Origin of the sequence: Curtobacterium sp. GD1, assembly GCF_020882855.1 — a bacterium.
GTDB lineage: Bacteria > Actinomycetota > Actinomycetes > Actinomycetales > Microbacteriaceae > Curtobacterium.
In genome coordinates this window covers 142322-169048 of the sequence record NZ_JAFEVQ010000002.1, presented here as the reverse complement: position 1 = coordinate 169048, position 26727 = coordinate 142322, and the positions used below count along the sequence as shown (strand labels likewise).

General features: G+C 72.4%; 22 protein-coding genes and 1 tRNA gene. 15 read left to right on the top strand and 8 right to left on the bottom strand.

Going from position 1 to position 26727, the window contains the following annotated elements; all coding sequences use genetic code 11:
* A partial coding sequence (locus JSX79_RS18090; RefSeq protein WP_308061317.1) for a TPM domain-containing protein occupies positions 1 to 1854 on the bottom strand: 1854 nt, incomplete at its 3' end.
* Positions 1855 to 2128: 274 nt separating this feature from the next.
* Between JSX79_RS18090 and JSX79_RS02360 the strand changes: the two genes are divergently transcribed.
* Positions 2129 to 2332, top strand: coding sequence for a hypothetical protein (locus JSX79_RS02360; protein WP_022905704.1), 204 nt, complete (start codon positions 2129 to 2131; stop codon positions 2330 to 2332).
* A gap of 24 nt (positions 2333 to 2356) precedes the next feature.
* The gene (locus JSX79_RS18560; protein ID WP_229085046.1) at positions 2357 to 2920 is read left to right on the top strand and encodes a 4'-phosphopantetheinyl transferase superfamily protein; all 564 of its coding nucleotides are present in this window, start codon (positions 2357 to 2359) and stop codon (positions 2918 to 2920) included.
* Here JSX79_RS18560 and map read toward each other — a convergent pair.
* Positions 2904 to 3671, bottom strand: a complete 768-nt coding sequence (map, locus tag JSX79_RS02350; RefSeq protein WP_071302524.1) for a type I methionyl aminopeptidase — start codon at positions 3669 to 3671, stop codon at positions 2904 to 2906. The two genes, JSX79_RS18560 and map, sit on opposite strands and share 17 nt — an antisense overlap.
* A 45-nt stretch (positions 3672 to 3716) precedes the next feature.
* Between map and JSX79_RS02345 the strand changes: the two genes are divergently transcribed.
* The gene (locus JSX79_RS02345; protein WP_070416307.1) at positions 3717 to 4013 is read left to right on the top strand and encodes a helix-turn-helix domain-containing protein; all 297 of its coding nucleotides are present in this window, start codon (positions 3717 to 3719) and stop codon (positions 4011 to 4013) included.
* 25 nt (positions 4014 to 4038) lie between these two features.
* Here the strand turns inward: JSX79_RS02345 and JSX79_RS02340 are convergent, their stop codons facing one another.
* From JSX79_RS02340 to JSX79_RS02320, 5 genes are all read right to left on the bottom strand, one after another.
* On the bottom strand, positions 4039 to 5430 hold the full coding sequence (locus JSX79_RS02340; RefSeq protein WP_229085045.1) for a M1 family metallopeptidase: 1392 nt from the start codon (positions 5428 to 5430) through the stop codon (positions 4039 to 4041).
* The gene (locus tag JSX79_RS02335; protein WP_229085044.1) at positions 5355 to 9281 is read right to left on the bottom strand and encodes a Pls/PosA family non-ribosomal peptide synthetase; all 3927 of its coding nucleotides are present in this window, start codon (positions 9279 to 9281) and stop codon (positions 5355 to 5357) included. The genes JSX79_RS02340 and JSX79_RS02335 overlap by 76 nt, the downstream gene beginning before the upstream one ends.
* 45 nt (positions 9282 to 9326) lie before the next feature.
* Positions 9327 to 10337, bottom strand: a complete 1011-nt coding sequence (locus tag JSX79_RS02330; protein WP_229085043.1) for a Gfo/Idh/MocA family protein — start codon at positions 10335 to 10337, stop codon at positions 9327 to 9329.
* Between the two features lie 201 nt (positions 10338 to 10538).
* A tRNA-Arg gene (locus tag JSX79_RS02325) sits at positions 10539 to 10610 on the bottom strand.
* Positions 10611 to 10721: 111 nt separating this feature from the next.
* A complete protein-coding gene (locus tag JSX79_RS02320) occupies positions 10722 to 11297 on the bottom strand; it encodes a hypothetical protein (RefSeq protein WP_229085042.1) in 576 nt (191 codons plus the stop codon).
* A gap of 59 nt (positions 11298 to 11356) precedes the next feature.
* On the opposite strand from JSX79_RS02320, the gene argS reads away from it, so the two are divergent.
* The 9 genes from argS to prmC all read left to right on the top strand — a co-directional run bounded on the left by argS (position 11357) and on the right by prmC (position 23319).
* A complete protein-coding gene (gene argS, locus JSX79_RS02315) occupies positions 11357 to 13027 on the top strand; it encodes an arginine--tRNA ligase (RefSeq protein WP_229085041.1) in 1671 nt (556 codons plus the stop codon).
* Positions 13028 to 13240: 213 nt separating this feature from the next.
* Complete coding sequence (locus tag JSX79_RS02310; RefSeq protein WP_070416302.1) at positions 13241 to 13996, top strand: LmeA family phospholipid-binding protein; 756 nt, start codon at positions 13241 to 13243, stop codon at positions 13994 to 13996.
* Between the two features lie 58 nt (positions 13997 to 14054).
* Entirely contained in the window at positions 14055 to 15458 is a 1404-nt protein-coding gene (gene lysA, locus JSX79_RS02305) for a diaminopimelate decarboxylase (RefSeq protein ID WP_229085040.1), read from the top strand.
* Positions 15459 to 15502: 44 nt separating this feature from the next.
* A complete protein-coding gene (locus JSX79_RS02300; RefSeq protein ID WP_071302517.1) occupies positions 15503 to 16810 on the top strand; it encodes a homoserine dehydrogenase in 1308 nt (435 codons plus the stop codon).
* Between the two features lie 44 nt (positions 16811 to 16854).
* The gene (gene thrC / locus JSX79_RS02295) at positions 16855 to 17934 is read left to right on the top strand and encodes a threonine synthase (protein WP_070416299.1); all 1080 of its coding nucleotides are present in this window, start codon (positions 16855 to 16857) and stop codon (positions 17932 to 17934) included.
* A gap of 32 nt (positions 17935 to 17966) precedes the next feature.
* On the top strand, positions 17967 to 18926 hold the full coding sequence (gene thrB / locus JSX79_RS02290; RefSeq protein ID WP_229085039.1) for a homoserine kinase: 960 nt from the start codon (positions 17967 to 17969) through the stop codon (positions 18924 to 18926).
* Between the two features lie 161 nt (positions 18927 to 19087).
* On the top strand, positions 19088 to 21325 hold the full coding sequence (gene rho, locus JSX79_RS02285) for a transcription termination factor Rho (protein WP_229085038.1): 2238 nt from the start codon (positions 19088 to 19090) through the stop codon (positions 21323 to 21325).
* A 3-nt stretch (positions 21326 to 21328) separates the two neighbouring features.
* Entirely contained in the window at positions 21329 to 22411 is a 1083-nt protein-coding gene (gene prfA, locus JSX79_RS02280; RefSeq protein WP_070416296.1) for a peptide chain release factor 1, read from the top strand.
* Between the two features lie 20 nt (positions 22412 to 22431).
* On the top strand, positions 22432 to 23319 hold the full coding sequence (gene prmC / locus JSX79_RS02275; protein ID WP_374474699.1) for a peptide chain release factor N(5)-glutamine methyltransferase: 888 nt from the start codon (positions 22432 to 22434) through the stop codon (positions 23317 to 23319).
* A gap of 271 nt (positions 23320 to 23590) precedes the next feature.
* Here prmC and JSX79_RS02270 read toward each other — a convergent pair whose 3' ends face one another.
* Positions 23591 to 24283: an HAD family phosphatase gene (locus tag JSX79_RS02270; RefSeq protein WP_229085037.1), complete on the bottom strand. Its 693-nt coding sequence runs from the start codon at positions 24281 to 24283 to the stop codon at positions 23591 to 23593.
* Positions 24284 to 24320: 37 nt separating this feature from the next.
* On the opposite strand from JSX79_RS02270, the gene JSX79_RS02265 reads away from it, so the two are divergent.
* Genes JSX79_RS02265 through JSX79_RS02255 form a run of 3 tightly spaced genes read left to right on the top strand, consistent with a single transcriptional unit; the run spans position 24321 to position 26694 of the window.
* Positions 24321 to 24995, top strand: a complete 675-nt coding sequence (locus tag JSX79_RS02265) for an L-threonylcarbamoyladenylate synthase (RefSeq protein WP_070416294.1) — start codon at positions 24321 to 24323, stop codon at positions 24993 to 24995.
* Positions 24992 to 26218, top strand: coding sequence for an MraY family glycosyltransferase (locus tag JSX79_RS02260; protein WP_070416293.1), 1227 nt, complete (start codon positions 24992 to 24994; stop codon positions 26216 to 26218). Before JSX79_RS02265 ends, JSX79_RS02260 begins: the two co-directional genes overlap by 4 nt.
* Positions 26215 to 26694 (top strand): hypothetical protein, encoded by a 480-nt coding sequence (locus JSX79_RS02255; RefSeq protein ID WP_229085036.1) that lies wholly within the window; start codon positions 26215 to 26217, stop codon positions 26692 to 26694. Before JSX79_RS02260 ends, JSX79_RS02255 begins: the two co-directional genes overlap by 4 nt.
* Positions 26695 to 26727: the final 33 nt, after the last annotated feature.

The following is a 26727-nucleotide window of genomic DNA, read 5'->3' as shown; positions in this document are numbered from 1 at the left end:
GAAGCCGCCACCCCCGAAGGAGCCGCCGCCGTAGCTGCCGCCGCGACCGCCGAGCAGGCCACCGAGCACGATGCCGGTGACGAGGCCGCCGAGCTGCGCGCCGTTGCCGCCACCGCCGCCGAAGCCGCCGCCACCGCCCCAGCCGCCCATGTCGTCGTTCGCGGCGTCCATCGCGGCCGCCGCGTACTGCTCGGCCGCACGCGCTGCCTGGAGCGCCTGCCCCGGGTCCGTCGTGGCGAGCTGGACGGCGTCGTCGAGTGCTCGTTGCGCCTCGGACAGCCGCGTCCGCGCCGTCGGTCCGACCCCGCCGCGGTGCAGCGAGATGAACTCGCGCGCCTGGCTGATCCGGTTCCGGGCGTCGCGGAGCGCGTCGTCGAGCGCACGGGATGCCCGACGCTGCTGTTCCTCGGCGCCACGGGCCGCGGCGATGGCCTGGTCGATCTCGGTGTTCGCCTTGGTGAGGGCGTCGACCGCGGTGATCGGGTCCTTCGGGTCGAAGCCCTGCCGCAGCACGGTCTCGGCACGGGTGACCGCGGCGGCGAGTTCCGGCCCGCCGACGGTGAGGGTGCGCGCCGCGGCGACGTCGCCCTCGATGTCGACGCGCATCGCCTCGGCGCGTGCGGTGGCCTCGGCGAAGCTCGCCTCGGCAGCGCTCGCGCTCGACGTGAGCTGCTGCACCTGCGCGAGGGCGTGCTGGGCGTCGCGCACGGCGACGACCGCCTCGCCCTTGTCGCCCGCGGCGATCGCTGCGGTGGCCGCCTGGGACCGTTCGGTCGCGTAGGCGAGGACCTGCTCGGCCTGGTCGACGCTGTCCGACACGGTCGCGAGGGTCCGGCCGGTGTACGCCGAGCGGACCCGGTCCAACGAGGCGCTCGCCTGCTGGACCGATGCCGGGGCAGCGGCGACGGCCTGCGCGAGCGCGGCAGCGGCTTCCTCGACGCCGTCCTCGAGCGAGCGGAGCTTGTCGAACGACTCCGTCTGCTCCTCGATCGAGGCGTGCGCCTGCTCGCAGATGGCGATGATCTGGTTCGCCCAGTCGGCGCGCTGCTGCGGGGAGTCCGGGATCTCGTCGTCGAGCTGCTGCTGGAACGTGAAGGCCTTGCGCACGGCCTGCTGCGCCGCGGCGACCGCCTCGGCGAAGGGCTTCGCGGCGTCGGCCCCGAACTGCGCGGTGGCGAACCCGACCTCTTGCTCGGCGGTGCGCAGCTCGTCGTCGATCGTCACGAGGGCGCCACCGGCGGTCCGCTCGAGGTCGGCGAGGGACGCTTCCTGCGCCTTCGTCGCGGCGGCCGTCCGGCGCTTGTTCCGCGTCCGGATGACGAGCACCACGACGACGACCGCGACGACCACGACGGCGAGGAGGATCCACAGCCAGGTGAGGTCCGGCGGCGCCTGGGTGTCGGCGAGGCCGTTCGCGAAGGCCAGCGCGGCAGCGGACCAGTCGCTCTGCTTGAGGGCCGGCAGCAGGTCGTCGTCCACAGCGGTCTTGACGTCGGACTTCGAGATGCTCGTCTCGTTCGTCTGCTGGACGTCGTAGTTCCGGTCGTCGACGGCGACCGACAGCAGGATGCCGTCGGAGTCGATCTGGTTCGCCGACATCGTCGCGGCGCCCCACTCGGTGTGGTCCGACGGGTTCGTGAACGTCGGGACGAAGACGACGTAGAGCTGGGTCTTCGTGTCCGTGTAGAGCTGTTGCACGGCGTTCTCGATCCGGGACTGCTGCGAGGAGCTGAGCACGTCGGCCTCGTCGAGGACGTACGCGCCACCGAGGTCGACCGGCGCGGTCGCTCGCGCCGTCGCCGCCGGCGCCAGCACGAGGAACACGGCCAGGAGTGCCGCAGCGATGCGTCCCACCAGCCCCGGCGTCCCCCTGTCGGTCCTCGTCCTGCCCGTGGCCGATCCGCCCTGGACCGCTCGCATCCGTCCTCCGTCCGTCGCCGTGGTCACGGTCCGAGTACCCCCGGAACCGCGCCCCGGAGCGCTGTTGCCCGGAGTCTATCCACGCCGCGCAGCGCTCGGACAGACTCCGGGCGAACCCTCGTGGAACCCCGGGCCTGTGCAGGTGTTGTACCCCGGACCGGGGTATGCTCGGGGAGCGTTCGACGACGAACGAGACAGGGGAACTGCAATGGAGCGAACAACCAGCACCGAGGTCGTCCCACTCGAGGACGGCTACCACCGTGTGTCGACGCCGGCGAGCGGTGTCATCGGCTTCGTGCGCGAGCACGACGGCCGCTACGAGGTCCTCCGCGGACGGGTGCGCCAGGCGACCCGGTCCGAAGGGCTCTACAGCACGATGAACGTCGCGCTCATCGCGCTCACCCACGCCTGAACCACCCGACGTAGGCTCGCCTGCGTGAGTCTCCCGCGCCTCCAGACCGTCGTGGTGACGATCCGGCGGTCCGGCGGCAGTCCCGACGCGGACCGGGAGGCGCTGCTCACCGCCGTCGCGTCGGCGGCGGATGTCGACGTATCGGCCGTGCGCGCGGGGCGCGTCTGCCCGCACTGCGCTGCGACGGACCACGGCCGCCCCTGGGCCGAGGTCGACGGCTCCGCCGTCGGGGTGAGCCTCGCACGGACCACCGACCTCGTCGCACTGGCCGTCGGACCGCCCGGGATCGGCGTCGACCTCGAGCGCGTGTCGCGGGTCGCAGCGGCCCCGCTCGACGCGTTCACGCCCGGGGAGCTCGCCCGGTCCGGCGACGACACTGCCCGGGCGGCGTGCTGGGCGGTGAAGGAGGCCGTCCTCAAGCGTGACGGCCGAGGACTCCGGGTGGATCCGACCCGCGTCGACGTCGACCTGGGTCGGGGCACGGCGGCCCTGGACGGGGTGTCGCAGCCGGTCACGGTGCTGTTCCCCGCGGTCGACGTGGTGCTCGCGGTCGCGGCGGGAGGGGCTCCGGTCAGCGTGGGAGCGTGAGGACCTCGACGCCGTCCTCGGTGATCGCCACCGTGTGCTCGGTGTGCGCGGTGCGTGCTCCCGTGGCGCTGCGGAGCGTCCAGCCGTCCGGGTCGGTGACGAGCACGTCGGTGTCCGCCATCACCCACGGCTCGAGCGCGAGGAGCAGCCCGGGGCGGAGGGTGTAGCCGCGTCCGGGGCGCCCGGTGTTCGACACGTGCGGGTCCTGGTGCATCGTCGAGCCGATGCCGTGGCCGCCGAACTCGACGTTGACGGGGTAGCCGGCGCCCTCGAGCACCGTGCCGATGGCGTGCGACAGGTCGCCCGTGCGGACCCCGGGGCCGGCGGTCTCGATCGCTGCGGCGAGAGCGCGCTCGGTGGCGTCGATGAGGGCCAGGTCGGCAGGGTCCGGTGTGCCGACCACGAAGCTGACGGCGGCGTCGGCGGCGATGCCGTCGAGCGAGACGGCCAGGTCGAGCGTCAGCAGATCGCCGTCCTGCAGGGTCCGGTCGTGGGGGAGTCCGTGCAGGACGGCGTCGTTGACGGCGGTGCACACGTGGTGGCCGAACGGCCCGCGTCCGAACGACGGGGCGTAGTCGACGTAGCAGGACTCGGCGCCGGCGTCCTCGATCATCGCCTTCGTCCACCGATCGATCTCGAGCAGGTTCGTGCCGACGCGGGTGCGCTCGCGCAGGGTCTGCAGGATCGTGCCGACGAGGGCTCCGGTGGCGCGGGCCCGGTCGACCTCGGCCGGGGTGAGGATCTCGATCATGGGATGATCATACCGGTACTGGAAGACCGGTATTAGTGTGGGCACATGGTCCGTCTCCCGCTCAGCCCCGACGAGGTCGCCCGTGGTCGGCGGCTCGGAGCGCTGCTCCGTCGTGCCCGCGGGGAGCGCTCGATGCTCGACACGGCGCTGCGGGCCGGGATCTCGCCGGAGACGCTGCGGAAGATCGAGACCGGGCGCATCGCGACGCCGGCGTTCTCGACGATCGCGTCCGTCGCCGGGGTCGTCGGGCTGTCCCTCGACGCGGTGTGGGCCGAGGTGAACGGTACCCCGGAGACGGCCGACGTCGGCGGCGCTCCTGACCTGGTCGAGACCGCGAGCTGACGCGCGCGACGCCGCCGACCGATCCCTAGAGCGCGGGGACGGTGGGCTCGTCGAGCCAGGGTGCCGTCACGGCCCGGACCGCGTCGACGTCGGTCCCTGCTGCGTCGGCGAACGCGGCGTGCACGTCCTCCGGTGCGACCGACCCGTACCGGTGTCGCTCGGTGATCGTCCGGAGCCCGGCGAAGAACGCGTCGTCGCCGACCGACCGGCGGACGGCATGCAGGGCCAGGGCGCCGCGCTTGTAGACCCGGTCGTCGAACATGTCCTTCGGGCCCGGGTCGGCCACGACGAGGTCCTCGGGCTGCTCCAGGAGCCCGTCGCGGTACGTCGCCGCGAGGGTGTCCGCCGAGTCGCCACCGCGGTGCTCCGACCAGAGCCACTCGGCGTAGCAGGCGAAGCCCTCGTGCAACCAGATGTCCTTCCACCTGGCGACCGTCACGGAGTTGCCGAACCACTGGTGCGCGAGTTCGTGTGCGATGAGCCGGTCGGTGCCGTGCTCGCCGTCGACGTGGTTCCGGCCGAAGACCGCCAGGCCGTGCGCCTCGAGCGGGATCTCGAGCTCGTCGTCGGTCACCACGACGCCGTACGACGCGAACGGGTACGGCCCGAACCGGTCCGCGTACAGGGCGAGCATGTCCGGTACCCGTCCGAAGTCCGTCTTCGCGGCCGTGCCGAGGTCGGCGGGGTGGTGCAGCGTGACGGGGGTGTCCGAGCCGCGGAGCTTCGTCGTGCGGTAGCGCCCGATCTGCACCGTCGCGAGGTAGGTCGCCATCGGCTCGGTCGTGGCGTACGTCCACGTCGTGCCGGCGCGGGCGCGCTCCTTGCCGAGCAGCTCCCCGTTCGCGACGACGTCGTACGCGGCCTCGGCGGTGATCTCGAACCGGTAGGTGGCCTTGTCGTCCGGTCGGTCGTTGCACGGGAACCACGACGGGGCGCCGGTGGGCTGCGCGGCGACGATGACACCGTCGGTCAGCTCCTCCCAGCCGATCTGGCCCCACGGGCTGCGGAGCGGGTGCGGTGTGCCGCGGTACCGCACGTGGACGGTGAAGTCCGTGCCGGCGGCGACGGGCTCGGCCGGGGTCACGGTGAGCTTGTGCGTCGCGGTCGTGTGCTTCTTCGCCCGCTTGCCGTCGACGTCCACCCGGTCGACCGTCATGCCGTGCAGGTCGAGGACGACACGGTCGAGGTCCTCGTGCGCACGGCCGGTGATCGTCGCGGTGCCGTCGAGGCGGTTCGTCGCGACGCGGTACTCCAGACGGAGCTCGTAGTGGTGGGCGCTCCAGCGTCGGTCGCCGCTGTGCGGGGTGTACGGGTCGGCGTTTGGGTTCGTCGAGGCGGGCTTCACGGTGCCGTCGAGTCTGCCACGGCGACGTGCTCGACGGACGACCGCGCCGGCACCGGCGGCGCCGATGTCCACGGAGCGATCGGGTTGCCGGACCAGTGCGTCCCGCCGGGCACCTGCTCGCCGCGCATCACGAGGGACGCCGGCCCGACGGTGGCGCCCGGTCCGATGCCCGCCGCCGGCAGCACCACGCTGTGCGGCCCGAGCGTCGCACCCGGGTCGAGGCGGACCTCGTCGAGCTGCATCACCCGGTCGTGGAACAGGTGCGTCTGCACGACCGTGCCGCGGGCCACGGCGGCTCCGGACCCGATCGTCACGAGGTCGGCCTCCGGGAGCCAGTACGTCTCGAGCCAGGTACCGCGGCCGATCGTCGCCCCGAGACTGCGGAGCCACGCCGCGAGGGCCGGGGTCCCCGTCGCCTGCTCGGCGAACCACGGCCGGGCGACGGTCTCGACGAACGTGTCCTGCACCTCGTTCCGCCACACGAACGACGACCAGAGCGGGTGCTCACGGGCGGCGATCCGGCCGACGAAGGACCACTTCGCGATCGTCGACACCACCGCTGCGACGGCACCGGCGACGATGAGCACCGGCCCGGCGAGCAGCACCGTCCACCCGATGCCGACTGCCGTCCAGAGCGCGAGCAGCGTGCCGACGACCCCGAGCGCGATCCCCGCGGACACCATCGGGGCGACCAGGCGCAGGAGTTCCCAGCAGCCTCGAGCGACCTTGAGGGACCGCGGCGGCCGGAACGTGCGCTCCTCGTCGAACTCCGCCGTCGCGCGCCGGAGCCGCACCGGGGGAGAGCCGAGCCACGACGATCCGCGCTTCGCCTTCTTCGGGACGGCGGACAGCACCGCGACCAGGGCCTCGCGCGGCACCGAACGTCCGGCGCCGGTCATCCCGCTGTTGCCGAGGAACGCCCGCCGCCCCACCTTCGACCGACCGATCCGCACCCGACCGCCGCCGAGCTCGTACGTCGCCACCATCGTGTCGTCGGCGAGGAACGCCCCCGAGGCGATCTGCGTGAGCGCCGGGATGAGCAGGACCGTCGAGATCTCGGTGTTCCGTCCCACCCGGGCCCCGAGCAGTCGGAGCCAGAGCGGGGTCACGAGCGACGCGTACACCGGGAACAGCAGCGTCCGTGCGCCGTCGAGGATCCGCTCGGTCGTCCACACCTGCCAGCCGATGCGGGAGCGCACCGGGTGCCGACCCTCGTGCAGACCGATCCCGAGCAACCGCACCGCGGCCACGACGAGTGCCGCGTACACGAGCCCCGCGACGACCGTCCCCACCGGTACCCACGCCAGCGCGAGCAGCACGGCCCGCTGGAGGGACGCGACCGGTCCGACGAGGAGCCACACCAGCCCCACCCCCGCGGCGACACCGATCACCGGCAACCCGGCCACGGCCAGGGACCCGGCCCCGTACGCCAGCAGCCACCGGCGTCGGGACGGGGGTCGCGCCTCCCGGTCGTGCCGAGCCGACCCGACGCGTTCCGCCGGCGACCCCGCCCACCGCTCCCCGTCGGGGACCCGGTCGGCGACCGCGGAACCGGCCTCCACCTCGGCGCCGACGCCCACGTGCGCGCCCGGCAGCAGCGTCGTCCGGCTGTGCACCACGGCGTCCGCGTCGATCCGGACCCGGCCGAGCCGGAACACGTCGCCGTCCACCCAGTGTCCTGCGAGGTCGACCTCGGGCTCGATCGACGCCCGCTTGCCGACCGTCAGCATCCCGGTCACCGGCGGCAGCGCGTGCAGGTCCACGTCCTTGCCGATCGTCGCGCCCAAGGCCCTGGCGTAGTAGCTGATCCACGGCGCACCGGCCGTCGAGGGGCCGTCCACCGCCTCGGCGATCCGCTCCGCGAGCCAGACCCGCACGTGCACCGACCCGCCACGGGGGTGGTCACCCGGACGCACCCCGACGAGCAGGGCCCGGACGAGGACGACCGTCACGGCCATCTTCCCCGCCGGGGTGACGAACAGGACGAGCGCCACGACGAGCGCCGGCCAGGGCAGCACCGGGACGGACGGGAGCGTCGTCGCGTGCAGCACCGCCGCCACGAGCGCCGTCCACGTCAGCACCCGCAGACCACGGAGCACCTGCAGGGGCAGCCCGAGCACCGTCATCACCACACCCGTCGCCGGCGGGACCGGCCGGACGTCACGGGGCACCGACGTCACCGGGCCGGAGTCGTCGAGCGCGTCCGCCAGCGCACCGATCCGCGGGTGGTCGTACACGTCGGCCACCGTCGTCGTCGGGAAGCGCTCACGGATCGCCGACACGAGCTGTGCCGCCGTCAGCGACCCGCCGCCGTGCGCGAAGAAGTCGTCGTCGACGCTCGCCACCGGCACCCCGAGGATCGCGGACCACCGCTCGGCGATCCACGCCACCGTGTCCGGGAGCATCGCCGTGTCCGACGACCCCGGCAACGGCCACGGGAGCGCGGCACGGTCGACCTTGCCCGAGGTCCGCGTCGGCAGCGAGTCCACCACCGCGAGCAGCGGCACGAGCGCCGCCGGGAGCTCCTCGCGCAGCCGAGCGTTCGCCGCCGCCACGTCCACCGTCGCACCCGCGACCGGCGCGACGTACCCGACCAGCACCTGGTTGCCCGCCGGCGTCCGCTGCACCACGGCAGCACCCCCGGCCACGTCCGGCAGCCCCTGCAGCGCCGCGTCGATCTCCCCGAGCTCGATGCGACGACCGCCGAGCTTCACCTGGTCGTCCGCACGACCCTGGAACACGAGTCCCTCGGGGTCGTACCGCACCAGGTCACCGCTCCTGTACGCCCGCTCCCACCCGAGCTCCGGGAACGGCGCGTACTTCTCGGCGTCCTTCGCCGGGTCCAGGTACCGCCCGAGCCCGACGCCGCCGATGACGAGCTCCCCGACGCCCCCCGGCTCCACCCGGGCACCCGTCGCGTCCACGACCGCGAGGTCCCAGCCGTCCAACGGCAACCCGATCCGGATCGGCGTGCTCCCGTCGAGCAGGGCACCGCACGCCACCACCGTCGCCTCGGTCGGACCGTACGTGTTCCACACCTCCCGCTCGCGGCTCGCGATCCGCGCAGCGAGCTCCGGCGGGCAGGCCTCACCACCGAAGATGACCAACCGCACCTGCTCCAGCGCGTCGTCCGGCCACAGCGCCGCGAGCGTCGGCACCGTCGACACCACCGTGATCCCGTGCGCGATGAGCCACGGCCCGAGGTCCACACCCGTGCGCACGAGCGACCGCGGCGCCGGCACCAGGCACGCACCGTGGCCCCACGCCAACCACATCTCCTCGCACGACGCGTCGAACGCCACGCTCAGACCCGCCAGCACCCGGTCGCCCGGGCCGATCGGCGCGGCCTGCAGGAACATCCGCGCCTCGGCGTCCACGAACGCCGCAGCGGACCGGTGCGTGACCGCGACGCCCTTGGGCACACCGGTCGACCCGGACGTGAAGATGATCCACGCGTCGTCGTCCTGCCGGGAGAGCTCGGCGCTCGCCGCGGGGTCGGTCACCGGGAGTTCCGCGCCGTCGCGGTCACGCAGGACGCCGCCCACTCCGATCACGCCGACGACGCCGGCCTCGCCGAACACCAGCGTGGCGCGTTCCTCGGGGTCGTCGGCGTCCACCGGGACGTACGCCGCGCCGGCCGCGAGGACCGCGAGGATCGACACGTACAGGTCGCGCCCGCCGGACGGGATCCGGACGCCCACCCGGTCGCCCCGTCGGACCCCGCGTCGCGCGAGGTCGTCGGCCTGCTCGCGCACCAGTCGCACGAGCCTCGCGTAGTCGATCGTGCCGGCCGGGTCCTCGAGCGCGGTGGCGTCGGGGTGCTCGGCGGCGGTCGCGGTGAGGACGTCGAGCAGGGTCCGTGGTGCCGGGGCATCGGCGCCCCGGGCGAGTTCGTGCTGCGGGTTCCCGGTGGCTGCGGTCATCGAGTCCTCTTCCCGGTCGCGTGCGGGGTCGACCGGCCCGTGATCCTAGGGGGTGGACGTGTCGCGTTCGGAAACACCGGTGGCATCCGCCCGGGGACCGAGCGCGGACCGCGCCGCGTCGAGCGTCGCAGCGAGCCCGATCGAGTCGTCGAGCGAGTGCAGCGGCGACTCCGTGCGCCCCTCGGCGACGTACTGCGCGAGCGCCGCGGTCTGCCAGACGAGGCCCTGTCTGCCACGGAGGCCGCTCTCGTCCTCCCAGTGCGCCGCCTCCGCGCCGTGGTGCAGCGCGAAGGATGCGGGGAACACGAAGTGGTCGGTGTACCGCACGGTGGCCGTGCTCCCCGCGATGACCGCGAGTCCGGGCGTCCACGCCGTCATCGTCGTGGTCACCACGGCCTGTGCGCCGCCGGCCGACGTCGACACGGTGACGGACTGGAGGTCCACCCCGCGTCCGGAGACCGCTCCCGTCGTGCTGCTGGTCACCGGGGCGCCGGTGGCGAACCGTGCGAACCAGTGCCCGTAGACACCGGCATCGAGGAGGGCGCCGCCGCCGGCGGCAGGGTCGAACATGCGGTCGGCGGGGTCGGGGTCGTGCGGCCAGCCGACGTCGACGGACGCGAGCCGGACGTCGCCGAGGGCGCCGTCCGCGAGGAGTCGTGCGACGACGGTGGTCCCCGGGAGGTACCGGGTCCACATCGCCTCCATCGCGAACACCCCGGCGCTGCGGGCGGCCTCGGCGAGGGTGCGGGTGTCCGCCTCCGACGTGGTCATCGGCTTCTCGACGAGGACGTGCTTGCCCGCGGCGATCGCGAGGAGCGCGTGGCCGAGGTGCTGCGGGTGCGGTGAGGCGACGTAGACGACGTCGACGGCGGGGTCGGCGACGAGGGCCTCGTACGAGCCGTGCACGCCGGGGATCCCGTGTCGCCGGGCGAAGGCGGCGGCGCGTTCGGGGGAGCGGGAGCCGACGGCGACGACGCGCTGGTCGGAGTTCGCGTGGAGCGTCGACGTGAAGTCGCCCGCGATCTCCCCGGGCCCGATCACGCCCCACCCGATCACGCCCCACCCGAGCCTCGGCCCACCTCGCAGCGGCGCAACACCAGGTTCCGGAAACACGAGGCTCATGCGCCCGACGCTACCGCGTTGTGCGCCCCCGATGGCCCCGCCCCGACCGGCCCCGGAGGGAAGGTCGGCGAAGCCGACATCGCGGGCAGCCGCCTGAGCGAAGCGAAGAACTCGCCTTGCGCGGGGATGTCACTGTGCCCCCAGGAGGATTCGAACCTCCGCCCCTGCCTCCGGAGGGCAGTGCTCTATCCCCTGAGCTATGGGGGCCCTGGGTGGAACCAACCGTAGCAGGTCCGCACGGCTGTCCGAGACCACGCGTGTCGTGACGGGAGGCGCGGGTCGGGCCCGCACCGCGCCTCCCGTCCGCCCTGTGTCGGGTCAGCCGGCCGGCGTCGCGGACGCGCTCGGCTGCACGACGCTCCGCACCGCGTCGACGACCGGCTGCGCGCCGCCGGGCTCGGTGAAGAGGGTGGAGGTCGCGGTGATCCAGTACGGGTCGGCGAAGGCGTCCGCGCGCCCGACGCCGTCGGTGAGCGAGAAGTACCCCTCGACCCGGTAGGTCGGCACGGATCCGCCCCGTTCGTAGAGCGCGTCCTTGAGGTTCGTGAGCGACTTCTCAGGCAGGTCGGCGACGGCGACCGTGATCGTCGTCGAGGCGTCGTCGGTCGCACTCCAGTGGCACACGCGGCCGCGCTGCTCGGCGATGCGCGCCGCCGGGGTCCCCTTCTCCGGCGTGAAGTCGTCGTCGAGGGTGAACGTCTTCCCGTAGACGGACAGGGCGTCGGCGGGCAGGAGCTCGGCGCACGTCTGTGCGACCCGTTCGCCGATCGGACCCGCCGTGGCGCTCGGCGTGGCGCCGTCCGAGCCGCCGCCGGAGCACGCCACCAGGGCGACGGACGCGGACACGGTGAGGAGGGCGACGCTGATCGCCCGGACGCGGCTGCGGGTGGTCATCCCGACATGATGGTGCATCGACCGGGGAGGACCTGTGCGTCCCGGTAGACTCGACCCTCGTGACTCCTGCCGAACTCTCCGCCGCGTACCTGTCGATCCTGACCGGGATCGTCGAGCGACGAGGCGCGTCCGACACCGTGACCATCGAGGAGTCCCATGCGGCACTCGAACGTCCGAAGAACCGCGCGCACGGCGACTGGGCGTCGAACGCGGCGATGCAGCTCGCGAAGCGGCTCGGCACGAACCCGCGCGAGCTCGCGACGGAGATCGCCGGCGAGCTGACCGAGCTCGACGGCGTGGACTCGGTCGACGTCGCGGGCCCCGGCTTCATCAACATCACGCTCGAGGCCGCCGCTGCCGGCGAGATCGCGCGCACGATCGTCGAAGGCGGCGAGTCCTTCGGGCACGGCGACCTGTACGACGGCGTGCGGATCAACCTCGAGTTCGTGTCCGCGAACCCGACCGGGCCGATCCACATGGGCGGCGTGCGCTGGGCCGCGGTGGGCGACAGCCTCGCGCGGGTGTTCCAGGCGCAGGGCGGCCTCGTCACCCGCGAGTACTACTTCAACGACCACGGCGCGCAGATCGACCGCTTCGCCCGCTCCCTCGTCGCGTCGGCGCTCGGTGAGCCCACGCCCGAGGACGGCTACGGCGGCGCGTACATCGCCGAGATCGCGGCGCGCGTGATCGCGACGCTCGACCCGTCGGTCGACGTCGAGGACCTGCCGCGCGACGAGGCGCAGGAGCTCTTCCGGCGCGAGGGCGTCGACTTCATGTTCGCGGACATCAAGTCGTCGCTGCACGACTTCGGCGTCGACTTCGACGTGTACTTCCACGAGAACGCCCTGCACGAGTCGAAGGCCGTCGAGCGCGCCATCGAGCGACTGCGCTCGGCGGGCGTGATGTACGAGGCCGAGGGTGCCGAGTGGCTCCGGACCACCGACTTCGGCGACGACCGCGACCGCGTCGTCATCAAGTCCGACGGCGAGCCCGCCTACATCGCCGGCGACCTGGCGTACTACCTCGACAAGCGCGAGCGCGGGTTCGAGCGGAACCTCATCATGCTCGGCGCGGACCACCACGGCTACGTCGGCCGGATGATGGCGATGTGCGCCGCGTTCGGGGACGAGCCGGGCAAGAACCTCGAGATCCTCATCGGGCAGATGGTCAACCTGCTCAAGGACGGCGAGCCGATGCGCATGTCGAAGCGCAACGGCACGATCGTCACGATGGAGGACCTCGTCGACGCCGTGGGCGTGGACGCCGGCCGCTACTCGCTCGTCCGGTTCGCCAGCGACACCGCGATCGACATCGACCTCGACCTGCTCACGAAGCGCACGAACGACAACCCCGTCTTCTACGTGCAGTACGCCCACGCCCGCACGCAGTCCGTGGCCCGCAACGCCGCGAACGCCGGGGTGGACCGGTCGGCCTTCGACGCCTCGCTCCTGACGCACGACACCGAGGGGGCCCTGCTCGGCGCCCTGGCGGAGTACCCGCGCGTGGTGCGCCAGGCGGCCGAGCTCCGCGAGCCGCACCGTGTGGCGCGGTACATCGAGCAGCTCGCCGGGCTCTACCACCGCTGGTACGACGCCTGCCGGGTCACGCCCCTCGGCGACGAGCCCGTGACCGACCTGCACCGCACGCGCCTCTGGCTGAACGACGCCACCGGCCAGGTCGTCCGCAACGGGCTGGGCCTGCTCGGCGTGACGGCGCCGGAGCGCATGTAGCGGTCGCCGTCCGGCCGGCGCGGAGCGCTGCGCACAACCAAAGTCGCCCCGAACTGCGGAATGCCGTGGTTCGGGGCGACTTTCGTTGTGCGGCGGGCGCTGGGCGCACGCGGCCGGCGCGACCGCGCGACCGCGCGGACGCCGCGGCCGGCGCGCCGGGCGCACGCCGCGCCTCCAGGCTCGCTGCCGGGGCCACCTGGCAAGGTGGGACGCATGTCCGCCGCCACCGTGACCCCCCGGAAGCGCCGTCGCTGGCCCGTCGTGCTGATCGTCGTCGTGGTCGTCCTCGCCGCGCTCGTCGTGATCGCCGAGTTCGTCCTCCGCGGGGTCGTCGACCGCATCATCGCCCAGCAGGTCGAGCAGTCGCTGCCGTCCGGCGCCACCGGCGAGGTCGAGGCGCACGCGAAGGGCATCGTCATCCCGCAGCTGATCAGCGGGCAGCTCGACGAGGTCGAGATCTCCTCCGAGAAGCTCACGATCGACGGCATCCCCCTCGCCGCCGACGTCACCGCGCGAGACGTGCCCGTCGACGGCAAGGGCGACGTGCGCGACGTCGACGGCCACGTCCGGCTCGCGGCCGCGTCCGTGAAGGACCTGTCGAAGTACAGCCCGCTGTTCGACCGGCTCAGCCTGGTCGACGGCGGAGTGGAGCTCTCCGGCAAGACCGCGGTCCTCGGCTACGACATCACCTACGCGGCGAAGGGCGACGTCGCCGCGCAGGACGACGGCAAGGGCATCACGATCACGCCGAAGACGGTGCGGATCACGAACTCGTCGCTCGGCCTCAAGGTGGACTCGATCCCGGGCGTCACGAACGTCCCCGTCGAGGTCTGCACGGCGCAGTTCCTGCCGTCGGGGCTCCTCGTGCGGTCGCTCGACGTCACCGCCTCCGAGGCGACGGTGCGCGTCACGGCCGACTCGCTGCCGCTCAACGAGGCGGGGCTGCAGACGGTCGGTTCGTGCGGTTGAGCGCGTGGCTGCGTCACACGGCCAGGAGGCGCGGCTCGGCTCGGTAGGATCGGGTCCCGTGAGCGAGAACCCCCTTGCCCCGCAGCACCTGCGGTTCCCGACGGACGCCTCCGCGCTGACCGCGCGGATCTGGCCTGCCTCCGCGACCCGGACCGACGACGGCGAGCTCGTCGTCGGCGGGATCGCCGCGTCCGACCTGGTCGAGCAGTTCGGCACGCCGCTGTACGTGGTCGACGAACGCGACGTGCAGTCCCGTGCGGTGCGGGTGCGGAACGCCTTCACCGAGGCGTTCGAGCGGATCGGCACCCGGGCGCACGTCTACTACGCCGGCAAGGCGTTCCTGACGACGCAGGTCGCGGCGTGGATGGTCGAGGCCGACCTCCGCGTCGACGTGTGCACCGGCGGCGAGCTCGCGGTGGCCCTGGCCGGGGGAGTCGACCCGGCGCTGCTCGGCTTCCACGGCAACGACAAGTCGGACGCCGAGATCGCCCGCGCGGTCGAGGTCGGCGTCGGCACCATCGTCCTCGACAGCCACGAGGAAGTGCAGCGCGTCGCCCGTGCCGCGGCCGACGCCGGGGTCGTGCAGCGCGTGCGCATCCGGATCAACAGCGGGGTGCACGCGTCGACGCACGAGTACCTCGCCACCGCGCGCGAGGACCAGAAGTTCGGCATCCCCCTGACCGAGGCTGTCACCGCTGCCGAGGCCGTCCGCGCCGAGCCGTCACTCGCCTTCGTCGGCCTGCACTCGCACATCGGCTCGCAGATCTTCGACGAGTCCGGCTTCCGCGAGGCCGCACGTCGCCTGATGGACGTGCACGCCACGCTCGTGGCGACCGGTCCGGTGCCGGAGCTCAACCTCGGCGGCGGCTGGGGCATCGACTACACCGAGGCCGACTCGGCGTTCGAGCCGGAGGACGTCGCCGACGCGCTGGCGGCCATCGTGGCCGAGGCCTGCGCCGAGCGGGACATCCCGGTCCCCGAGATCGCGGTCGAGCCCGGCCGGTACATCGTCGGGCCCGCGGGCATCACGCTCTACCGCGTCGGCACCATCAAGCCCGTGACGCTCTCGGACGACGAGCAGGAGCCCGCCACCCGGACGTACGTGTCGGTCGACGGCGGCATGAGCGACAACGCCCGACCCGCGCTCTACGGCGCGGACTACACGGCCCGGCTCGCCCGGACGTCCGACGCCCCCGCGGTCCTCACCCGGGTGGTCGGGAAGCACTGCGAGTCCGGCGACATCGTCGTGAACAACGAGTACCTGCCCGGTGACGTGCACCGCGGGGACCTCCTCGCCGTCGCCGCCACCGGTGCGTACTGCTGGAGCCTGGCGAGCAACTACAACCACGTCGGACGCCCGCCGGTCGTGGCGGTCGCCGACGGCGTACCCCGTATCCTCGTGCGTGGCGAGTCGATCGACGACCTCCTCGCCCGCGACACCGGGGTGGTCCCGGGGGCCTGAGCCCCTCGGACGACCCGACTCCCCACGAACAGGACCCGCACCAGATGATCGAATACCGCAACGTCCGCGTCGCGCTGCTCGGAGCCGGCTCGGTCGGTTCCCAGGTGGCGCGGCTGCTCCTCGAACACGGCGACGAGCTCGCCTCGCGCGCCGGGGCCGGCCTCGAGCTCGTCGGGATCGCGGTGCGCGACCTCGACGCCCCGCGCGACGTCGACCTGCCGAAGGAGCTCTTCACGACGGACGCGGCGTCGCTCATCCTCGGCGCGGACATCGTCGTCGAGCTGATCGGCGGCATCGAGCCGGCACGGACGCTCGTGCTCCAGGCGCTGCAGTCCGGCGCCGACGTCGTCACCGGCAACAAGGCCCTCCTGGCGACCCACGGCCCGGAGCTCTTCGCGGTCGCCGAGCAGGTGGGCGCACAGCTCTACTACGAGGCCGCCGTCGCCGGCGCCATCCCGATCATCCGACCGCTGCACGACTCCCTCGCCGGTGACCGCATCGAGCGCATCATGGGCATCGTCAACGGCACGACCAACTTCATCCTCGACCTGATGGACCGCGAGGGCTCGACGTTCGAGGATGCCCTCGCGACCGCCACCGAGCTCGGGTACGCCGAGGCCGACCCGACCGCCGACATCGAGGGCTACGACGCCGCGCAGAAGGCCGCGATCCTGGCGTCCCTCGCGTTCCACACCTCGGTGCCGCTCGCCGCCGTCCACCGCGAGGGCATCACCTCGGTGACGATCGAGCAGGTCCGGGCCGCGCGCAAGGCCGGGTACGTCGTGAAGATCCTCGCGACGGCGGAGCGCCTGACCGACGAGCAGGGCACCGAGGGCGTCAGCGCCCGCGTGTACCCGGCCCTGGTGCCGGAGTCGCACCCGCTCGCGAGCGTGCACGGGGCGAAGAACGCCGTGTTCGTCGAGGCCGAGGCCGCCGGCGACCTGATGTTCTACGGCGCCGGTGCCGGCGGGGTCGAGACCGCCTCGGCCGTCCTGGGCGACCTGGTGTCCGCCGCGCGCCGACACGTCATCGGTGGCCCCGGCATCGCCGAGTCGACCCAGTCCGCGCTGCCGGTGTTCCCGATCGGCACCGTCCGCACGCGCTACCAGATCACGCTGCACGTCACGGACGCCCCGGGTGTGCTGTCGACCGTCGCCGGCGTCCTCGCGAAGCACGGCGTCAGCGTCGAGACCGTCGAGCAGACCGTCGCCACCGGGTCCGACGCGACCGCGACCCTCGTCATCGGCACGCACCTGGCGCGCGAGTCCGACCTCGCCGCGACGGTGGTCGCCCTCCGCAACGAGGACGTCGTCGCCGAGGTCACGAGCGTCCTCCGCGTCGTCGGCGCCTGAGCCGCGCCCGACCGAACTCCAGAACCGACAAGAAGGGGAGCCTCATGGCCCACCAGTGGCAGGGTGTCCTGCGCGAGTACGCCGACCGTCTCGACGTCACCGAGGCGACGCCCGTCGTCACGCTCGGTGAGGGCGGGACCCCGCTCATCCCGGCGCGCCGCCTGTCCGAGCGCACGGGGGCCGAGGTCTACGTCAAGTTCGAGGGCATGAACCCGACCGGGTCGTTCAAGGACCGCGGCATGACCATGGCGATCTCGAAGGCCGTCGAGCACGGTGCGAAGGCCGTCATCTGCGCCTCGACCGGCAACACCAGCGCCTCCGCCGCCGCGTACGCCACGCACGCCGGCATCACCGCCGCGGTGCTCGTGCCCGAGGGCAAGATCGCCATGGGCAAGCTCAGCCAGGCCGTCGCCCACGACGCCCAGCTGCTGCAGGTGCAGGGCAACTTCGACGACTGCCTCGACATCGCGCGCGACCTCGCCGCGAACTACCCGGTGCACCTTGTGAACTCGGTCAACAACGACCGCATCGAGGGGCAGAAGACCGCCGCGTTCGAGGTCGTCGACGTCCTCGGTGACGCGCCCGACTTCCACTTCCTGCCGGTCGGCAACGCGGGCAACTACACGGCGTACTCCCGCGGCTACCGCGAGGACGTGGCCGCCGGTCGATCGTCCAGGCTCCCGCGCATGTTCGGCTTCCAGGCCGCGGGCTCGGCCCCGATCGTCCGCGGCGAGGTCGTCCGCAACCCGGACACCATCGCGTCCGCGATCCGCATCGGCAACCCGGCCTCGTGGGAGTTCGCGCTCGAGGCCCGTGACGAGACCGACGGCTACTTCGGTGCCATCACCGACGAGGCGATCCTCGCCGCGCACCGCATCCTCTCCGCCGAGGTCGGCGTCTTCGTCGAGCCCGCCTCGGCCATCGGCGTCGCCGGGCTCCTCGAGCGTGCCGACGCCGGCGTCGTGCCGAAGGGCGCGAAGGTCGTCATCACGGTGACCGGCCACGGCCTCAAGGACCCGCAGTGGGCCCTCCGCACGCAGGACGGCGGCGAGGTCACCCCGACGAGCGTCCCGGTCGACACCAAGTCGGTCGCCGACGTGCTCGGACTGGTCGGCGCCGAGTGAGCCCCGACCGCTCGTCCGGACCGGGGGAGGGCATGACCGCCCAGATCGCTGTACCGGCCGGACGGGCGGTCCGCGTACGGGTCCCGGCGACCTCCGCGAACCTCGGACCGGGGTTCGACTCCCTCGGCCTCGCCCTGTCGCTCTACGACGAGGTCGTCGTCCGGGTCCGGCCCGAGCCCGGCGCGACCGTCACGGTCGACGGTGTCGGCGCGGGTGAGGTCGCCACCGACGACACGAACCTCGTCGTCCGCGCCGTGCGCCGCGGGCTCGAGCACGCCGGCGTCGCACAGCAGCCCGGCCTCGAGCTGCACGCGGTGAACGCCATCCCGCACGGCCGCGGCATGGGGTCGTCGGCGGCCGCGATCGTCGCCGGGCTGATGGCCGCGCGCGGGTTGCTCGAGGGCGTCGTCGACCTCGACGCCTCGACCCTGCTCACGCTCGCGACCGAGATGGAGGGGCACCCGGACAACGTCGCGCCGGCGCTCTTCGGCGGGCTGACCATCGCGTGGATGACCGCCGAGGGTCCGGCGTACAAGCGCCTGCTCGTCCACCGCGGTGTCTCGCCGGTGGTCTTCGTGCCGACCTCGACGCTCTCGACGAAGCTCGCGCGCTCCCTGCAGCCGGCGAGCGTCCCGCACGAGGACGCCGCGTTCAACGTGTCCCGCTCCGCCCTGCTCGTCGCCGCGCTCATCCAGAGCCCCGAGCTGCTCCTGGCGGCGACCGAGGACCGGTTGCACCAGGCCTACCGTGCCAGCGCCATGCCGGAGACCGACGCCCTCATCGGCCTGCTGCGGCAGCACGGCCTGGCGGCGGTCGTCTCCGGAGCCGGCCCGAGCCTCCTGGTCCTCGGCAGCGACCCCGCGCAGCGACTCACCGCGGCCGACCTCGTGTCGCGACACGGGGAATCCGACTGGCGGCCGCTCATGCTGGCCGTCGACCTCGGTGGTGCTACAGTGGTGCCGCACTCGGCGCTCCAAGCCGAACCCGCGTAGGCAGCAGGAACTTCCTCGCCATGCTGGGTCCGGTGCGCGGGGGCAATCTCTTTCTGATCACCGAATCCCGGTCCGTCGTCTGAACGGCGGTCGATGCATACCCGTGCATCCGGGACGGTGGAAACTCTCCGCGTTCTGCGGTTCGAAAGGAAACACCGACCTTGACGAACGTCAACGACTCCACCCAGGTGGAGATCCCCAGCGATCTGCGCGCCCTCCGGCTCCCGGAACTCCAGCGCATCGCCTCCTCCCTCGGCATCACGGGGCTCTCGAAGCTCCGCAAGGGTGACCTCATCGCCTCGATCGAGGACAAGCGTCCCGTGACGGACGACGCTCCCGCCGAGCCGGCCGCACCCGCGGTCGAGGCCCCCGTGGCCGAGCAGCCGACGCTGCCGGAGCCGACCGAGGCACCCGCAGCACCCGCTGCCGAGGCCGTCGCCGACGCACCGGCAGCGACCGAGGCCCCGGCCGAGCAGCCGGCGTCCTCGCGGGCCCGCCGTTCGCGCCGTGCCTCGTCCGGCGGCACCGTGAGCGCCGCGCCGACCTCGGCCGCCGAGCACACCAACCACGGTCAGACCGGCACCGAGGACCTCCTCGCCGGGCTCGACCAGGTCCGCGCCGAGAAGGACGCCCAGGAAGCCGCGCAGACCGGCGGCCAGCGTCGTGGCCGCGGGCAGCGCGACCAGCAGAACGGCCAGCAGGCCGAGCGCACCGAGCGCTCCGAGCAGACGCCGGACCAGGCCGAGCAGCCGACCCAGCAGGACGCCGCGGGCGACCAGCAGGAGCAGTCCGCGCACGGCACCGAGTCGGGCGACCAGAACGACCAGCAGGGCGAGGGCGGCTCGCGTCGCGGTCGTCGCAGCCGTGGTCGCGGTCGTGGCCGTGGCCAGAACGCCGAGAACGGCGAGCAGGGCGGCGACCAGAACGGTCGCGACAACGCCCCGAAGACCGACGCGGCCCAGAAGAACGGCCAGAACGGCCAGAACGGCCAGAACGGCCAGGGCCAGCAGGGCGAGCAGAAGAACGCCCAGCAGGACGACAAGAACGAGCAGAAGCAGAACGGCCAGCAGCAGAACGGCCAGCAGAAGCAGCAGGGCCAGCAGGGCCAGCAGAAGCAGCAGCAGCAGGCCCAGCAGAACGCCGACGAGACCGAGGGCGGCCGCAGCCGTCGCCAGCGTGACCGCAAGCGCGGTCGCGGCGGGCAGAACGACGAGTTCGAGCCGGAGATCACCGAGGACGACGTCCTCATCCCGATCGCGGGCATCCTCGACGTCCTCGACAACTACGCCTTCGTGCGCACGACCGGCTACCTGCCGGGCCCGAACGACGTCTACGTCTCCCTCGGCCAGGTGAAGAAGTACCACCTGCGCAAGGGCGACGCGGTCGTCGGTGCGATCAAGCAGCCGCGCGACAACGAACAGCAGAGCCGCCAGAAGTACAACGCGCTCGTGAAGGTCGACTCGGTCAACGGGCAGACCGCCGAAGAGGCCGCCGCGCGCGTCGACTTCCAGGACCTCACCCCGCTGTACCCGAACGAGCGTCTCCGCCTCGAGACCGAGCCCTCGAAGCTCAGCACGCGGATCATCGACCTCGTGTCGCCGATCGGCAAGGGCCAGCGCGGCCTGATCGTCTCCCCGCCGAAGGCCGGCAAGACGGTCGTGCTGCAGGCCATCGCCAACGCGATCGCGAAGAACAACCCCGAGGCGCACCTCATGGTCGTCCTCGTGGACGAGCGGCCCGAAGAGGTCACCGACATGCAGCGCACGGTGAAGGGCGAGGTCATCGCCTCGACCTTCGACCGTCCGGCAGAAGACCACACCACGGTCGCCGAGCTCGCCATCGAGCGTGCGAAGCGCCTCGTCGAGCTGGGTCACGACGTGGTCCTGCTCCTCGACTCGATCACCCGTCTGGGCCGCGCCTACAACCTGGCGACGCCGGCCTCCGGTCGCGTGCTCTCCGGTGGCGTCGACTCGTCGGCCCTCTACCCGCCGAAGCGCTTCTTCGGCGCCGCGCGCAACATCGAGGACGGCGGTTCGCTGACCATCCTCGCGACGGCGCTCGTCGAGACCGGGTCGAAGATGGACGAGGTGATCTTCGAGGAGTTCAAGGGCACCGGCAACATGGAGCTCCGCCTCAACCGTCACCTGGCCGACAAGCGGATCTTCCCGGCCGTCGACGTCAACGCGTCCGGCACCCGTCGCGAGGAGCAGCTGCTCTCCGCCGACGAGGTCAAGATCACGTGGCGCCTGCGCCGGGCCCTCGCCGGGCTCGACCCGCAGCAGGCCCTCGAGATCGTGCTGCGGAACCTCAAGGAGACGCAGTCGAACGTCGAGTTCCTGGTCCAGGTGCAGAAGTCGGTCCCCACGACCGGTGGGCACCACAACGGTCACCAGGAGTAACGCGTGTTCGAGTCGGTGGCAGGGCTGCTGGCGGAACACGAGGACCTGACGCAGCAGCTGTCGGACCCCGCGCTCCACGCCGATGCGGCCCGGGCGAAGAAGGTGAACCGGCGGTACGCCGAGCTCAACCAGATCAAGTCCGCGTACGAGTCCTGGAAGGCGGCGGGGGACGACCTCGCCGCCGCCCAGGAGCTCGCGCGTGAGGACGAGGCGTTCGCGGACGAGGTCCCGGCGCTCGAGGAGCAGCTGTCGGAGCGCCAGGAGCGTCTCCGCCGGCTGCTCATCCCGCGCGACCCCGACGACGGGCGCGACGTGATCATGGAGATCAAGGGCGGCGAGGGCGGCGAGGAATCGGCGCTCTTCGCGGCCGACCTCCTGCGCATGTACTCGCACTACGCCGAGTCCAAGGGCTGGAAGATCGAGATGCTCGAGCGCACCGAGTCCGACCTCGGTGGCTACAAGGACGTCCAGGTCGCGATCAAGTCGAACGCGACCGATCCGTCCCAGGGCGTCTGGGCGCACCTCAAGTACGAGGGCGGCGTGCACCGTGTGCAGCGTGTGCCGGCGACCGAGTCGCAGGGGCGCATCCACACCTCGACGACCGGAGTCCTCGTCTTCCCCGAGGTCGACGAGCCCGAAGAGGTCCAGATCAACCAGAACGACCTCAAGATCGACGTCTACCGGTCCTCCGGGCCCGGGGGACAGTCCGTCAACACGACCGACTCCGCGGTCCGCATCACCCACCTGCCCACGGGCATCACGGTCGCGATGCAGAACGAGAAGTCGCAGCTGCAGAACCGCGAGGCCGGCATGCGCGTCCTGCGTGCCCGCATCCTCGCGCGCCAGCAGGAGGAGCTCGACGCCATCGCCTCGGACGCGCGCAAGTCGCAGATCCGCGGCATGGACCGTTCGGAGCGCATCCGCACGTACAACTTCCCGGAGAACCGCATCGCGGACCACCGCACCGGGTACAAGGCGTACGACCTCGACCGCGTCATGAACGGTGCGCTCGAACCCGTCATCCAGTCCGCCATCCAGGCGGACGAAGAGGCACGACTGGCCGCCATCGGCGACCAGGACGCGTGAGCGACGTCCCCTCGGACGGCCTGGAGGCGCGACCCGCCTCCGACACGCCCGTCGCGTTCGCCGCGGACCGCCTCCTGCGCGAGGCGGCCGCGGCGTTCGACGCGGCCGGCGTCCCGACCCCGCAGGTGGACGCGGAGCTGTTGCTCGCCTGGGCGACCGACACCTCGCGCGGCGCCGTGCAGGCCCGGGCGATGACCGGCGGCGCGATCGCCGCCGAGCACGTCGAGCGCTTCCGGCACGCCGTCGCCCGACGCGCCACCCGCGAGCCGCTCCAACACATCACCGGCGAGGCGTGCTTCCGGGCGCTGACCCTGGCCGTCGGACCCGGCGTGTTCGTGCCGCGGCCCGAGACCGAGGGCGTCGTGCAGTTCGGCATCGACGCACTCCGCGCGGTGCCCGTGCCGTCGCCGGTCGCCGTCGACCTCGGGTCCGGCAGCGGCGCGATCGCCATCGCCATGGACACCGAGGTGCCGAACGCGGTCGTGTACGCAGTCGAACGCTCGTCCGAGGCGCTCCCGTGGACGCGGCGCAACATCGATGCCCACGGCGGGACGGTCCGCCTCGTCGAGGGCGACCTCGCCGACGCACTGCCCGAGCTCGACGGCACGGTGTCGGTCGTCGTGTCGAACCCGCCGTACGTGCCCGACGACGCGGTGCCGATCGACCCCGAGGTCCGCGACCACGACCCGGCCGTGGCGCTCTACGGCGGTCCGGACGGACTCGACGCGGTGCGTGCCCTCGCCGACACCGCGTGGCGCCTGCTCGTCCCCGGGGGAGTCCTCGTCATCGAGCACGCCGAGCCGCAGGGCGCCGGCGTGCGCGAGGTCCTGGCGCGACGGGGGTTCCGTTCCCCGGAGACGCACGTCGACCTGACGGGACGCGACCGCACGACCACGGCGACGCGCTAGGCGGGGTCGAGCCGCGCCTCCTGGGCGGTGTGCGTGCGTGGTCCTGTGGGCCGCTCCGCGCATGGCGGGCCGTTCCGCGCGTACCTGGTCGTCCGTTCCTGCCCGGTACGCGCGTTTCCGTTTCCTACCGCACGCGTGATGGGAAGGATCGCGCAGCGGTCCGGGCCTGGAGGCGCGGATCACTTCCGCCGGTCAGCCCGCCGCCGTGAGTCGGTGCCGTTCCGCGCGTACCTGGTCGTTCGTTCCTGCCCGGTACGCGCATTTCTGCTTCCTACCGCACGCGTGATGGGACGTTCGCGCTGCGGTCCGGCTGCTCCGCGACGGGCGCGGCGGCGTGCTGTTCCGCGACGAAGGCAAGGACGGCTTCGCGCAGGTCGGTGTGCTCCTCGACGAGCACCGCGTGGATGCCGACGCTCTGCGCGCCCTCGACGTTGATCGGCATGTCGTCCGCGAAGAACGTGCGCTCGGCGGGCACGCCGTGGTGCTCGAGCGCGCGCCGGTAGACCTCCGGCTCGGGCTTGCGCGCCCCGAAGTTGCTCGTGGTGTCGAGGTGCTCGCCGAAGACGGGCGCGAGGGACGGCGCCCAGCGGTGGATCCACCGGCCGGCCAGCGGTCCGTTGTTCGTCAGGAGGCCGACGCGACCGTGCTCGCTCGCGACGCGCACCGCCTCGATCCGGTCGGGCAGCTCGGTCATCGCGGCGCCGCGGATCCGCGCCCACTCGGTCTCGGGGACGTCGCAGCCCATGGCCTCGGCGAAGGCGGCGAGGTACTCGTCGCCGTCGGCGTACCCGCCGGCCTCGGCGCGCTGCTCGTTGCCGCAGTCCCACCACCGGCGACGGAGCTCCGCGAACTCGTGCCCGGTGAACTCGGCGAGTGCGGCCATCCGCACCTGCCAGTCGTACCGGACGAGGACCTCGTCCATGTCGAAGAGGAACAGGAGGCGGGGCGCAGGGGACTCGTTCACGATGCCACCCATTGTGTCGCACTATCATCGTCGAGTCATGGCATCCCGATACGACTGCACCGACTCCGACGGGCTCCTGACCGGGATGCGGCTCGCACGTGCCGCACTCGGGCGCGGAGAGCTCGTCGTGGTCCCCACCGACACCGTCTACGGCGTGGCCGCGGACGCCTTCAGCGCGGCCGCCGTCCAGCGACTGCTCGACGCGAAGGGACGCACCCGGCAGTCGCCGCCGCCGGTGCTCATCCCCGGACCGCCGACCCTGGACGCGCTCGCGAGCGACATCCCGCAGCAGGTGCGCGACCTCGTCGACGAGTTCTGGCCCGGTGGCCTCACCGTGATCCTCCGTGCGCAGCCGTCCCTCGACTGGGACCTCGGTGAGACACGGGGCACCGTGGCGCTCCGGATGCCGGACTCGCGGATCGCGCTCGAACTCCTGCAGGAGGTCGGTCCGCTCGCGGTGTCCTCGGCGAACACGACGGGGGACCCGGCCGCGATGGACGCCGACCAGGCCGAGGCGATGCTCGGCGACAGCGTCGCGGTGTACCTCGACGGGGGCTCGCTCGAGCCGCACGAGGGGTTCGCGGAGTCGACCGGTTCGACGATCGTCGACGCCACGGGGCTCTCCGACGGCGGCAAGCTCCGGATCGTCCGCCACGGTGTGATCCCGGACGAGGAGATCACCAGGGTCGTCGGAGCCGACCTCGTCGGATGAAGTACTACCTGCTCGCCGGGGCCATCGCGGCCGTGGTGAGCTTCTGCGTCAGCTGGATCGTCTGGAAGCTGGGGCTGAAGTACAAGTGGTACCCGAAGGTCCGTGAGCGGGACGTGCACCGCACGCCGACGCCCCGGCTCGGCGGCATCGCGATGTACATCGGCGTCATCGTGTCCCTGCTCGCGGCGTGGTTCCTCTTCCCGTCGATCGCCGGTACCGACTACTTCCGGTTGGTGTTCTCCGAGCCGGGTCGTGTGCTGGCGGTGCTCGGGGGAGCGACCATCATCGTGGTCCTCGGCGTCGCCGACGACATCTGGGACCTCGACTGGATGACGAAGCTCGCGGGGCAGATCATCGCCGCGGGGATCCTCGCCTGGCAGGGCGTGGCGATCGTGTCGCTGCCGATCGGGAACACGCTCGGGGTCGGGTCGTCCTACATGAGCCTGATCTTCACCGTGCTGGCGGTGGTGCTCGTCATGAACGCGGTGAACTTCATCGACGGCCTCGACGGGCTCGTCGCCGGCGTGGCGATCATCGCCGGCGGCGTGTTCTTCCTCTACACGTTCTTCATCAACCGCGTGGTCGTGCAGACGGAGTTCTTCTTCAACCTGCCGTCACTGCTCACCGCCGTGCTCGTCGGTGCCTGCTTCGGCTTCCTCATCCTCAACTGGCACCCCGCGAAGCTCTTCATGGGGGATGCCGGCGCCCTGCTCGTGGGCTTCCTGATGGCCACCAGCGCGGTCTCGGTCACGGGCAACATCGACCCGGCAGCGGTGCAGACACGCCAGGCGCTGCTGCCGGCGTTCATCCCGATCCTGCTGCCGTTCGCGATCCTCATCGTGCCGATCCTCGACTTCGGGCTCGCGGTCACGCGTCGGCTCAGTGCGGGCAAGTCGCCGTTCTCGGCCGACCGGAAGCACCTGCACCACCGCCTGCTCGACATGGGGCACTCGCACTTCCACGCCGTGCTCATCTTCTACGCGTGGACGGCCACCGTGGCGATCGGCTGCCTGCTGTTCCTCTTCGTGGACTGGTACTGGGTGGTCGTCTTCGTCGCCGTCGGCTTCATCGTCTGCGCCGTCGCCACCTTCGCCCCGCTCGGCCGCAAACGCGCCGAGTTCGCCGCACAGGTCGCCACCCGGTCCACCGCGGTGGTGGACGCCAGCCTCGACCCGCTCGACCGGGCCGCCAACGACCGCTCGATCCCAGGAGACAACTCGTGACCGCACCGAACGCGCTCGACCACGTCCGGCCGGTGTTCCGCCGCATCATCACCTGGGGCGCGCTCCTGGCCGTCGGACTCGCCGTCGTCGGGGGAGTCGTCGGACTGCTCGTCGCCGGCGGTCCCGGGCTCGCCGGTGGCCTGCTCGGAGCCGTCCTCAGCGTCGTGTTCCTCGGGCTGACCGCTGTGAGCGTGCTGGTGGCGCTGCGCGTCTCCAAGGGGCAGATGATCTCCGGCGCGTTCTTCGGGATCGTGATGGGCACGTGGCTGCTCAAGTTCGTCGTGTTCATCGTCGTGCTCGTCCTGCTGCGCGATCGCGCCTGGGTGGACTTCCCGGTGCTCGCGATCGCGATCATCGTCGGGGTCGTCGGCTCGCTCGTGATCGACGTGGTCGCGGTCGCGAAGGCCCGGATCCCGATCGGGGTCAGCCTTCCCGGAGACTCCGCGTCTCCTGAGAAGGACGCGCCCCGCAACTGAGAGCCCGGGAAGCCTCTCGCACCTGATAGGCTT